Here is an 11,649-nt window from a genome sequence, read left to right as displayed (position 1 = left end):
TTTCAGCGCCTGCGCCGCCGTGGGCGCAGGCGGCGCCAGCCGATCACCACGCCGCTGAGGCAGATCGCCAGGCCACCGAGGCTGAAGCCGATGACCAGCGCCTCGCGCAGCAGGGGCCGCTCCAGCAGCGGGGGCCAATCCCAGCTGTGCAGCAGGTTGAACAGCCAGCGGCCGGCCCGGCGGTTGCCGTCCAGCACGTCCAGCACCGCGCCGGTGTGCGGGTCCAGGTGGACCCAGCTGTGGCCGTCGTCCTCGAACCGGAGCCGCAGCATCGGCAGGCGGCGGGGCTGGCCGCCGTACATGCTGGCGTCGCCCCGGGCGTAGTAGTACGCGTCGTAGTGCTGCAGCCATTCGGCGTGGGCCACCGGGATCGGCGCAGCCGCTTCCAGGGTCGCCTGGGGCAGCCGCTCCAGCGCCGGGCCGGTGCCATCCAGCGGCAGCACGCGGCTGTTGCCCTGGGCATCCAGCGCGCTGAGGTAGGCATGCCCGCCGAGCATCCGCCATTCCAGCTCCACCGGCGCGAGGCCCGATTGCTCCAGGCGTTGCACGGCGTCCGCCAGGTCGCCTTGCAGTACCACCGCGCTGAGCGGGGCGCCCTGGAAGGCTGCCGGCGTCAAGGCCGAACGGCCTTCGGTGAGGTGCCAGGGGCGCATGGACATCAGCCCGCTGAAGATCCACAGCACCAGCAGGGTGCCGAACAGCAGCCCGCTGATGTGGTGCCAGCGGCCGAACCCCGAGGGGTAGGGCGAGCGCGAGCCGCTGCGGTAGGGCTTGGAGAAGCGCCAGCGCAGCAGCCCGACCACCATGCCCAGCAGGGCCATCAGCGTGGCGGCGAGGGCGAGGTAGATGACGATGTTCGACCAGGCGCCATCCAGCCATCCGCCGCGCAGCGGGTACAGCCAGTGCAGCCAGGCCCCGAGCAGGTTCCAGGCGCGCTCGTGGGCGCTGGCGTCGCGCACCACTTCACCGGTGCGCGAGGACAGGTAGAGCTGGGTGCCGGCGGCATCGCGCAGTTGCACGCGGTGCAGGGGCCGGTCCGCGTCGAGGACACGGCTGTGGCTCCAGAGGTCTTCCTCGACCAGGCCGAGGTGATCCGCCTCGGCGCCGCCGAAGTGCCGGGCGATGCCCAGCGCTTCGGCGGAACCGACCCCGTCCAGCACCTGGCCGCTGCGGGCGTCCACCGCGCGGTTGCCGCTGGCGTAGCCGAGCAGGTAGCGCGGCTGGCCCGCCACCTGGGCCAGGCGCAGGCTGCGCGGCGGCTCGCCGCCGGCCGCCTGCAGGGCCTGGGCCGGCGACACGCAGCCGGCGCAGGCCAGCGGCGCCTGGTGCTGCAGGCGCTCGGCCTGGGTCAGCTTGGGGTAGCCGACGTAGAGCATGACAATGCCGGAGACGAACCACAGCGCCATGAACAGGCACAGCGCGATGCCCAGCCAGCGGTGCCAGAGGTAGAGGTGGCGTTTCATCACGGCCGCCTCAGAAACGCAGGTCCAGCGCTACTTCGAGGCTGCGCGGCTCACCCAGGTAGTACTGCGCGTTGCTCTGGTGGATGAAGCGCGCGTAGACCTCGTCGGTCAGGTTGCGCAGCCGCGCGCTGACCTTGGTGTTGGCGTCCAGCTGGTGCTCCACGAAGGCGCCGTAGAGGGTGTAGGAGGGCACCCACTGGGTGTTGGCGTTGTTGGCGTACACCGCCGACACGTAGCGTGCGTCCACGCCGGTGCGCCAGCCCTGCACCGGCTCCCAGGTGAGCCAGAGGTTGGCCAGGCGGTCGGGGATGTTCACCGGGGTCTTGCCCTTGCGCGAGACGTTGACGCCGCCGACGGTCTCGTTGAAGTCGTCGAAGCGGGCATCCACCCAGGAGACGTTGCCTTCCAGGGTCCACTGCGGGGTGAAGCGGTAGGAGGCCGCCAGTTCCACGCCGTCGGACGTCTGCTGGCCGGCCTGGACGGTGCCGTTGGGGTTGTTGACGTCGCTGATGGGGAAGTCCTTGCGAACGATCCGGTAGGCGGCGACGGTGGCGCTGCCACGGCCTTCGTCGAAGTCCAGCTTGCTGCCCACTTCCAGCTGCTTGCCGGTGCTCAGGTCGTAGTCGCGCACCTGGGTGAAGGAGGCGCCGGTGAGGGTGCCGCCCGGCGGCTCGGCCGAGGTGCTGTATTGCACATAGAGGTTGGCGTCGGAGGTGAACTGCCAGACCAGCCCGGCACGCCCGGTGATGGCGTCCCAGCGGCGCTCGAAGGAGGACGGCGCGTTGGCGCTGACGGCGCCGTGGTTGGTGGCGTCCAGCTCGATGTGGTCGTAGCGCAGGGCGGTGATCAGCGAGAGGCTGTCGGTCAGCTGCTGGCGGTTTTCGGCGAAGCCGGAGGTGGTGCGTACCTCGTTGCTGCGGGCCTTGACCAGCCCGCTGGCCATGCCGGGGATGTCGTCGAAGCTGCCGGGGTCGGGGTTGCCCGGGGTGACGATGTCGACGGTGCCGCTGCTGGAACGCGGGTAGACGCTCTGCTGGTTGACGCTGTAGTCGAGGCCGAAGGCCCAGTCGCTGACGCGGCCGAACAGCTCGCCCTTGTGCAGCAGCTCCAGGCGGTTGCCGTTGAGCTCCTGGTCGTGGCGCTGCAGGTAGGCGCTGCTGCGGGCGATGTTGCCGGCGGCGTTGTACTTGTAGACCTCGAGGTTGCGGTAATCGCGCTGGCCTTCGTAGTGGTAGAAGGTGTTGCGCAGGCTGGTGGCGTCATCCACCTGGTAGTCGGTGATGGAGCGCAGCCAGCGGGTGCGTTGCTCGTAGCGGCCGTCGTCGACGTTGTAGTTGCTGAAGCGGTCGTGGCGGTCGATCTTCAGCTCGCCGGTGCGGTTGGCGTTGAGCGTCGGTGCGCCCCAGTAGGGGCTGTCTTCCTTCTCTTCCAGGTACTCCACCGCCAGGGTGTGGGAGAGGCGGTCGGTGAGGTCGCTGAGCAGGGAGAAGGCGACGTTGCTGGCGCCCCGCTCCTGGCGGTCGATGTAGCCGTTGCTGTCGTTGCGGCTGAAGTCCAGGCGCGCGTAATGACGCGGACCGGGGCCGTCGTTGAGGGCGCGGTTGATGCCGATGGAGGTTTCCCGGTCATCGAAGCGGGCGTAGCGGATGCGCGCTTCGCCGCTGTCCTCGCGGCTGGCCAGGCGGGTGATGTAGTTGAGGCTGCCGCCCACCGAGCCGCTGCCGTGGAGGAAGGAGGAGGGGCCGCCGACCAGCTCGACGCGGTCGTAGATCCAGGCGTCCACCGGGCGGTTGGCGGCGCTGTACTGCAGGCTGATGCCGTTGAACAGCTGGTTGACCTGGGCACCGTTGAAGCCTCGGTAGGCGACGTAGCCGCCCCAGCCGGGCGGGGCGGAGGCGTTGACGCCGGGCAGGGCGTTGGCCACGTCGAGGAAGTTGCGCGCGCCGATGCGGTCGATCTTCTCGCGGTCGGCCACGGCCACCGAGGCGGGGTTCTCCCGCAGGCTCAGGCCCAGGCGCGAGGTGCCGGGGGACTGGCTGTCCAGGTCCAGGCCGGGTTGCTTCTCACGGTCGGCGTTGACGGTGCTGGTGGGCAGTTCGAGGGCGTCGTGCTTGTTTTCAGCGGCGTAGGCGAGGTTGCAGGCGCAGATCGCCAGCGCCAGGCAGGTGTACTTCGGAGTCATGGAGGCTCTTTCCTTGCAAGCGTGCAGCAGCGAGCCGGCGCGTCAGGCGCCGGGGCGGTTCAGGCGGGCAGGAAAAGGGCGGGGGAGGCGCGGGGGTTGAGCGAGGGCCAGCGTTCGCGGGGCGGCGGCTGGGGGTGCTGGTTGGCGTCGAGGGGCACCACGCGCGGGGCGATGCCCAGGTCGAGCTGCCAGGCGTCGCTGTTCAGCGCAACGGCGGCAGCGTAGGAGGAGCACAGCGGGCAGGTGAACTGCATCTGCGCGTGGTCGCTGCCGTTGTCGCCGAGGCTGTCGGACGCATCGTGGTCGAGGCTGCAGTAGCCGCCATCGAGACCGCTGAGCTCCAGGCCGGTCATCTGGCCGTGGTGCAACCCGCAGGCGAACAGGCTGAAAAGGACGCTCGCGTAGAGCAGCCAGGCGGTCAGTGTCCGGGTCGAGGGGGCGGGTTTCATGGGCGGCGACTTTATCAGTCGGCGGTACTGGCGCGATACGGACGTGTCCGAAATTTCCTTGCCAAATGAAGGAGTTGGGCCTCTGGCGCGGCCTTGGAAACGGGGCTGCGACCATTGGGCGCAGCCCCGTGGTACGCGTGGCTACTGCCCGCCGCTGCTGCCACCACTGGCGCCGCCGCTGGAGCCCCCGGTGGCACCGCCACTCGCCCCCCCTGTGGAGGAGCCGCCCGTGGAGCCACCGGAGCCGGTGCCCGTCCCGGAGCCCGTGCCCGAGCCGCCGTTACCCATGCCGTCGCTGCCCATCCCGCCGGTCCCGCTGCCGCCCGGGGTGGTGGGGCTGCCCGAGGTGCCGGTCCCGGTGCCGTTCGACGAGCCATTGCTGCCAGGGCCGGTGTTGTTGCCCGGCAGCGCGCCCGGCGAACTGGGTGAGGCGGGGGAACCGGGGCTGGTGGCGTCGGGTTGGGTGGGGCCGGTGCTGCCGTCATTGGCAGCGAGCGCCGGCAAGGCGCTGGCACCGAGCACGGCGCCGAGCAGCAGGGTGCAGAGGGGGCGTTTCATGTCCATGGTCGTCTCCTGGGTTGCATTGACTGACACAGGGTTCGGCCTGTGCCGGCCCCGCAAGGTTCGGGTCAGGGGGACCAGCGGTCGCCCAGCGCGGCGCAGGCGAAACGCAGCCTTGAACGAGGCCCCGCGTGGCGCATAAGGTGTCCGCCTCGATGGAACCGGCTCCCAACGGAGCCCCGCACAGGGATAGCCCATGAGCACTGCACCGGACCGCGTCCTGGACACCGAACGCTCCCAGGCAGTCGTCCGCCTGGTGATGGCGGTGGCCGCCAGCCTCTACATCAGCTTCATGTTGTTCACCGGCCTGGCGACGCCGGCGCAGACGGTGCCCATCCTCATCTACTTCGGCTGCTTCTTCTTCGCCAGCCTGGTGCTGCTGGCCTGCATCGTGCGCTGGCCCGGGCATTACCCGGCGCGGCGGCTGTTCAGCATGCTGCATGACTATTCGGCGCTGACCTTCGGCCTGGTGGTGGGCGGTCCGCCCCTGCTGCCGGTGTATGGCGTGCTGCTGTGGGTCACGGTGGGCAACGGCCTGCGCTATGGCTCGCGCTACCTGACCATCGCCACCGGCCTGGCGCTGTGCTGCCTGGCCATCGTCACCCTGACGTCATCGTACTGGCGGGAGCAGCCCTACCTGGTGCTCACCCTGGTGGTCACCACCCTGATCGTGCCGGCCTACGTCAACGTGCTGCTGGCCCAGGCCAAGCGCGCCAGCGAGGCGGAACGTGCCGCCAACCTGGCCAAGTCGCGCTTCCTCGCCCAGGCCAGCCATGACCTGCGCCAGCCGATCCATTCCATCAGCCTGTTCACCGCCTGCCTGCGTGATGCCGAGCTGGGCCAGGACGAGCGCCGCCTGGTGGACAGCATCGACAAGTCGCTGCACAGCGTGGCCCAGCTGTTCCGTTCGATTCTCGACATGTACAGCCTGGACGGCGGCAAGGTGGCGCCGCGCCTGCAGCCGGTGTCGGTGTCCGAACTCCTGGGCGAGCTGGTGGAGCAGAACGCCCAGGCGGCGCGCTGGGCCGGGGTGGATATCCGCCTGCGGGTGCCGGGCGAGGTGCATGTCTCCTGCGACCCGAACCTGCTGGCGACCATGGTGCAGAACCTCATCTCCAACGCCCTCAAGTACGCGCCGGGCAAGCCCATGCTGGTGGCCTGCCGGCGGCGCAACGGCGGCTGGTCCGTCGAGGTGCACGACCGGGGCAAGGGCATCGCCCCGCAGCACCTGGAGAACGTCTTCGACGAGTTCTACCGGGTGCGCCAGGCCCGTGACCACGACATCGAGGGCGTCGGCCTGGGGCTTGCCATCGTGCGTCGGCTCAGTGGCCTGATGGGGCTGGAGATCCGCATCGCCTCACGGCTCGGGCGCGGCACCAGCGTGGCCATCGAGGGGCTGCAGGCGGTCCAGGCGCCGCAGCGCCAGCCGTCGACCGTGAGCAGCCTGCCGCTGCGCCTGCTGGACGGGCTGCGGGTGCTGCTGCTGGAGGATGACCGCAACGTCCTGCATGCCACCGCCAGCCTGCTGGAGCGCTGGGGCTGCCGGGTGGAGGCCAGCGCGGCCCTGCCGACGGCACCGGAGGCGTGCGACCTGGTGATCACCGACTTCGACCTGGGCACCGAGGCCTCCGGTGCGGACTGCATCGCCCGCCTGCGGGACCAGGCCGGCTGGCCGGTGCCGGCGGTGGTGATCACCGGGCACGACGTGCGCCGCGTGCAGGATGCGCTGGGCGACCCCGACGTGCCGGTGCTGTCCAAGCCGGTGCACCCGGCGGAGCTGCGTTCGGTGCTGATGGCGCTGAAGGTGGGGCTGGCGCGGGAACACGCCGAGGCCTGAGCGGCCTCAGAGCCCCGTCTTGGCGGCCCAGGCCGCAGCAGCGGCGCGGCTGCTGACCCCCAGCACGCGCAACAGCGAGGAGACGTGGATGCGCACGGTGAAGGGCGAGATGTCCAGCTCCCGGGCGATCTCCTTGTTGGACAGGCCGTTGGCGATCAGCCGCAGCACGTCCTGCTGGCGCGGGGTGAGCTGGGTGTAGAGCGGGTCGACGTCGAGCCCGCCGTCGAGGCCGGCCTGGCTGTGGTCGTAGCGCACCACGAACTCACCGGCGAGGATCGCCGCCAGGGCCGCGCCCATCTCGTCCGGCGCCACGGCCTTGCCGATGAAGCCATCGGCCCCGGCGGCCATGACCTCGTCGACGGTCTTCTGGTTGTCCACCATCGAAACCACCGCCAGGGAACTGCGCTTGAAGGCCTGGCGCAGCTCGCCGATGGCCGCCATGGACTGGCCGGGGAACAGCAGGTCGAGGATGAACAGGGCAGGGGGCGGGCCTTCGTGTGCCAGGGCCAGCACCTCGTCCATGGTGCCGGCTTCTTCGATCACGGCGTGGGGCAGGACGCGCTGCACGATGCGGCGCAGGCCTTCGCGGAATACGGGGTGGTCATCGGCGACGATGACCCGTTGCTGAGGTGTTTCTGCGGGCATCCGTACGTTCTTGTTCTGGCGGAATGAGGCGTCCAGATGTCGTGGGACAGGGCTCCGGGCGCGGCTCAGGGTAGAGCCAAACGTACCTTGGCGCCAACCGCCTGACGCGCCGACCTGATCATCGGCGATGCTGGCGCCTGGCCCCCATGGGAGGGGCGAGCGCCCAGGTGGCGGGGCCTGCGGAGGTTTTGTGCAGGCCGTCATCGCCGCGTGATCACGCGGCCGTTATGCTGCGCGACCGATCACCGCAGGACGCCCCGTATGAGCGAGCCGACCCTCACCCCCTATCGCATCAGCGAGCAGGACTACCTGCGCAGCAGCCGCCTCGGCGGACGCCTGCGCACCCGCCACCGCAACCTGCTGCTGGCGGGGCTGTTCGTGCTGGTCGCCATGGCCTTGTACTCGCTGAAGATCGGGGACAAGGCGACGGCCTATCCCCTGGTGGGCGGTATCGGTGGCGGGGTGCTGGCCGCCCTGGTGATACGCCTGGTGGTGCGGCCGATCCTGGTTCGCCGGCAGTACCGCCGCTATGCGCTGATGCAGCAGGAGCAGAAGGTCGGCTTCGCGCCCGAGGGCCTGCATTTCCAGTCGGCCGTCGGCCAGGCGGTCGTCAATTGGAGCAACTTCCATGGCTGGCGGGAGAACGACGAGTTCCTGGTGCTGTTCATCGCACCCCGGGTCTTCTACGTGCTGCCCAAGCGGATCGCCGAGGCCGGCTTTCCCCTGGAGACGCTGCGCACCACCCTGGCGCGGGAAGTCGGCCCGTCCTACTGAGGGGTATTCGGAATGGGGCCTGTGCACGGCCTCCTCCTGCCACTTCGAGTAGAGTGGCGGCCCCTCGATGCCACCACGGAAGGTCCATGAGCACGCCACGCATTCGCCTCTTCGCGAGCAACGTCCATTTCGTCGACACCGACTTCGAGCGCCTGCAACCCCTGGCCCCCGTCAACAGCACGCTGGGCAAGCTCATCCTCGCTGCGATCCTGGGCATGCTCGGCTTGTTCGTGCTGGGCTTCTGGAGCGATCAGGAGTGGCTGGTGGCCCTGGGGCTGCTGGGTGCCGTGGTTGTGCCGCTCGTCATGCTGGGGGTGAGCTGCTGGCTGCACCCGCCGGCGCGCGAGGAGGCCTATTTCGATGCCGAGGGCCTGTTGCTGAAGCTGGTGCCGGCACGCGAGTCGGAGCCGGGGCGGGAGGTGCGCATCCCCTTCGCGGCCCTGCAGGACCTGGTGATGGAGTCCAAAGTCAACCGCGAGGGCAGCCGCATCCACCAGTGGCGGCAGTACCGCATCCGCACCCATCAGGAGAGGGAGCACCCCCACGTGTTGATCAACACCTTCCGTCCGTTGCACCTGGTGCTCCAGGACCTGGAGCGGATCAGCCAATTGCCCGGTGCGGCCGAGTTGCCGATACGCCTCGAACTGCCCCGGGAGCAACACGATGCGCTGATGCAGGCGGAGCGCTGAGGGTCAGCCGGCGGCGTCGGCCTGCCGCTCGGCGCGTTCGCTGACGAAGGCCTGGAACGCCTGCAGCGGCAGCGGGCGGCTGAACAGGTAGCCCTGGTATTGCAGGCAACCGCTGTCGGCGAGGAAGCGTTGCTGCGCCTGGGTCTCCACGCCCTCGGCGATCACGCTCATGCCCATGCTCTGGCCCAGGGCGATGACGGTGCGCACGATGGTTTCGCTGCTGCTGTCGGTGAGCACGTCGCAGACGAAGGAACGGTCGATCTTCAGCTTGTCCAGGGGCAGGCGCTTGAGGTGGCTGAGGGACGAGAAGCCGGTGCCGAAGTCGTCGAGGGAGAAGCGCACGCCGTGTTCCACCAGGGCGGTCATCTTCCGCGACAGGTCCTCCATGTCCTGCACGATCAGGGTCTCGGTCAGTTCCAGTTCCAGGTTGCGCGCCTCGATGCCCGACCGCTGGATCAGCCCCAGCACGTCGTTGACGAAGGTGGGCTGGCGGAACTGGTTCTGGCTGATGTTCACCGCCAGACGCAGCTCGCGGAACAGCGGGATGGCCTTCCACGCGGCCAACTGGGCGCAGGTCTCGTGCAGCACCCACTGGCCGATGGGGATGATCAGCCCGGTCTTCTCGGCGTGGTCGATGAATTCGGCAGGTGCCAGCAGGCCGCGCTGGGGGTGCTGCCAGCGGATCAGCACTTCGGCGCCGAGCACGCGCCCCTGGATGTCCAGCTGCGGCTGGTAGTGCAGCACGAACTGCTGCTCCCGCAGGGCCGTGCGCAGGTCGCGGTCCAGCTCGGAGCGCTCGGCGGCATCGGTCTGCAGGATGTGCAGCAGCAGGAACAGCATCACCGCCGCGGCGATGCTCTGCACCCAGGAGCCGATCACCCGCAGCTCGTCCGGCAGGCCGTAGCCCAGGCCAGGGCTCCAGGAGGTGGAGGCCATGGCGGTGAACAGCGCCAGGCAGAACAGCGAGACGCCGTAGCGCAGCCACATCGGCTCGTCGCGGAAGGCCATCAGCGCGGCCACCGACACCGGTAGCAAATAGAGGTGGGATGCCCGAGGTGCTGCCGGGCTGGGCTCGTCCAGCAACAGGGTGGAGATGCTGATGACCACCACCAGCACGGCGAACAGCAGGAGGTTGGCGCTGCGCGCGCGGTTGCGCAGGGTCAGGGCCAGCACGCCGAGCCCGCAGAGCACCAGCAGCAGGTCCATCGCCACGATCAGCCAGGCGCTCCGCGCGGCGAACACGGCGCCCCAGAGCACCCCGATCACCAGCATCACCAGGCTGGCCAGCATGCGCATGCGCCGCTCGCGGCGCTGGCCGATCAAGGCCAGGTCGTGGGCGAGCCACAGCTGCTTCAGGCGTTTGAAAAAGGGCTGGGACGCGGGCATCAGGGGCTGAATACCTGGAGGGTCGGTATTCATTCTTGAGGAGGTTTGGCGGTTTGCAACCTGGCGACCAGCGAAACGGCAGCCGGTGTCGTGGATGGATAAGGGAAACAGGAGGTTCCGGCGTGCCGGTGCCAGGTGGTGGGCACGAAAAAAGGGCCCGCCAGGGCGGGCCCGAGGTCCAGAGAGGAGGCGGTGCGTCAGAGCAGCGAGAGCGGGTAGCTCACGATCAGGCGGTTCTCGTCGAAGCTGTTGGTGTTGCCCCAGTCGCGGCGCTGGCTGGAGTTGCGCCATTTGACCGAGAGGCTCTTGAAGGTGCCCGACTGGATGACGTACGCCAGCTCGCTCTCGCGGCCCCATTCCTTGCCATCGGTCACGCCGCCGACATGGGCGTCGCTGCCGTGGATGTAGCGGTTCATCAGGGTCAGGCCGGGCGCGCCGAGGGCGGCGAAGTTGAAGTCGTGGCGCAGCTGCCAGGAGCGCTCCTTGGCGTTGTCGTAGCTGGAGTTGTAGCTGTCGTTGGCCAGGGTGCCGCCGCTGGTGCCGTTGATGCGCATCCAGGCGTCGTCGCCGCTGACCTTCTGCAGGCCCAGGTAGAAGGTGCTGCTGCCGTACTTGGCGGAGAGCAGGGCGGACCAGGTGCGGTTGTCGAGGTCGCCGGCTCGGGCGGAGCCGTCTTCCCGGCCGGTGAAGTAGCCGAGGTTGGCGCCCAGGGTCCAGTCGCCCAGGGGCTGGCTGTGCACCACCTGCAGGTAGTTCTGGCGGTAGATGTCCTGCAGCTCGGCGTACCAGAGCCCGACCAGGGTGCGGTTCTCGTTGAAGCTGTATTCGCCGCCGGCGAAGTTGAAGCGGTCGGAGGTGAAGGCCGCCTTACCCATCAGGGACAGGTCCTCCATGCTGGCGTCGTTGCGCGGGCTGTTGCCGCGGAACTGGCCGCCGTAGAGGGTCAGGCCGGCGATCTCCCGGGAGGTCACCTGGGCGCCCCGGAAGGTCTGCGGCAGCGAGCGGCCATCGTCGGAACGCAGGATCGGCAGCACCGGCATCCACTCGCCCACCTTCAGCTCGGTGTTGGAGACCTTCATCTTGCCGGCCACCGCCAGGCGGCCGAAGTCGTCGGCCGGGCGGCCGTCGTCGTGCACCGGCAGCAGCTGGGTGCCGCGGGTGCCTTTGCCGCCGTCGAGCTTGAGGGCGTAGAGCCCGAGCACGTCGACCCCGAAGCCGACGGTGCCCTGGGTGAAGCCGGACTTGGCGTCGAGGATGAAGCTCTGGGTCCATTCCTCGGCCTGGTCCTGGGTGCTGGTGCCGACGAAGTTGCGGTTCATGTAGAAGTTGCGCAGGTTCAGCGTGGCGCTGCTGCCGTCGATGAATCCGGGGCTTTCGGCAGCCTGGGCGGCCTGGCTGGCAAGGGCGAGGGCGATGGCGCTGGCCAGGAGTGCGGTGTGCAGGGCGTGGCGATGAGTGAGGGGCATGGTGGCCTCTGTCTTGTTGTTGTCGGGGCGCAGGAGGCCCTTCGCGGTGTTGGCGAATGGGCGGTGGGCGTGGAGCGGGTGATCAGGCCGGGCGCGGGCTGTGCGGTGCCGGGCAGGCGGCAGCGGGCTGGCGATCAGGGGCGCGAAGGCGTGGGAGGAAGCAGGTGGGGTGCATCGGGATGACCTTTCTTGTCGTT

At 69.4% G+C, this 11,649-nt stretch carries 10 protein-coding genes; 3 read left to right on the top strand and 7 right to left on the bottom strand.

Going from position 1 to position 11,649, the window contains the following annotated elements; genetic code table 11:
- Window positions 1-2: 2 nt before the first annotated feature.
- The 4 genes from PotMrB4_RS14785 to PotMrB4_RS14770 form a co-directional block, all read right to left on the bottom strand.
- Window positions 3-1,463: a PepSY-associated TM helix domain-containing protein gene (locus PotMrB4_RS14785; RefSeq protein WP_172433742.1), complete on the bottom strand. Its 1,461-nt coding sequence runs from the start codon at window positions 1,461-1,463 to the stop codon at window positions 3-5.
- A 10-nt stretch (window positions 1,464-1,473) separates the two neighbouring features.
- The gene (locus tag PotMrB4_RS14780) at window positions 1,474-3,645 is read right to left on the bottom strand and encodes a TonB-dependent receptor (protein WP_172433741.1); all 2,172 of its coding nucleotides are present in this window, start codon (window positions 3,643-3,645) and stop codon (window positions 1,474-1,476) included.
- A 59-nt stretch (window positions 3,646-3,704) separates the two neighbouring features.
- Entirely contained in the window at window positions 3,705-4,094 is a 390-nt protein-coding gene (locus PotMrB4_RS14775; protein WP_172433740.1) for a DUF2946 domain-containing protein, read from the bottom strand.
- Between the two features lie 141 nt (window positions 4,095-4,235).
- Entirely contained in the window at window positions 4,236-4,658 is a 423-nt protein-coding gene (locus PotMrB4_RS14770) for a hypothetical protein (RefSeq protein ID WP_172433739.1), read from the bottom strand.
- 193 nt (window positions 4,659-4,851) lie between these two features.
- Here PotMrB4_RS14770 and PotMrB4_RS14765 point away from each other — a divergent pair, with 193 nt between their 5' ends.
- Window positions 4,852-6,492, top strand: a complete 1,641-nt coding sequence (locus tag PotMrB4_RS14765) for a hybrid sensor histidine kinase/response regulator (protein ID WP_172433738.1) — start codon at window positions 4,852-4,854, stop codon at window positions 6,490-6,492.
- 6 nt (window positions 6,493-6,498) lie between these two features.
- On the opposite strand, the gene PotMrB4_RS14760 is transcribed toward PotMrB4_RS14765, so the two are convergent.
- Entirely contained in the window at window positions 6,499-7,137 is a 639-nt protein-coding gene (locus PotMrB4_RS14760; RefSeq protein WP_142008992.1) for a LuxR C-terminal-related transcriptional regulator, read from the bottom strand.
- A gap of 261 nt (window positions 7,138-7,398) precedes the next feature.
- On the opposite strand from PotMrB4_RS14760, the gene PotMrB4_RS14755 reads away from it, so the two are divergent.
- Both PotMrB4_RS14755 and PotMrB4_RS14750 read left to right on the top strand, forming a co-directional pair.
- Complete coding sequence (locus PotMrB4_RS14755; RefSeq protein WP_044402606.1) at window positions 7,399-7,911, top strand: YcxB family protein; 513 nt, start codon at window positions 7,399-7,401, stop codon at window positions 7,909-7,911.
- Window positions 7,912-7,997: 86 nt separating this feature from the next.
- A complete protein-coding gene (locus PotMrB4_RS14750; RefSeq protein ID WP_172433737.1) occupies window positions 7,998-8,600 on the top strand; it encodes a hypothetical protein in 603 nt (200 codons plus the stop codon).
- Between the two features lie 3 nt (window positions 8,601-8,603).
- Here PotMrB4_RS14750 and PotMrB4_RS14745 read toward each other — a convergent pair whose 3' ends face one another.
- Both PotMrB4_RS14745 and PotMrB4_RS14740 read right to left on the bottom strand, forming a co-directional pair.
- On the bottom strand, window positions 8,604-9,986 hold the full coding sequence (locus PotMrB4_RS14745) for a putative bifunctional diguanylate cyclase/phosphodiesterase (protein WP_172433736.1): 1,383 nt from the start codon (window positions 9,984-9,986) through the stop codon (window positions 8,604-8,606).
- A 197-nt stretch (window positions 9,987-10,183) separates the two neighbouring features.
- Window positions 10,184-11,452 carry an OprD family porin gene (locus tag PotMrB4_RS14740; protein ID WP_172433735.1) on the bottom strand — a complete coding sequence of 423 codons (1,269 nt, stop codon included), beginning with the start codon at window positions 11,450-11,452 and terminating at the stop codon, window positions 10,184-10,186.
- Window positions 11,453-11,649 lie beyond the last annotated feature (197 nt).

The sequence above is a fragment of the Metapseudomonas otitidis genome (assembly GCF_011397855.1).
Taxonomy (GTDB): Bacteria; Pseudomonadota; Gammaproteobacteria; order Pseudomonadales; family Pseudomonadaceae; genus Metapseudomonas; species Metapseudomonas otitidis.
The sequence above is the reverse complement of the archived record's forward strand: the minus strand, read 5'-3'. Positions and strand labels throughout refer to the sequence as shown.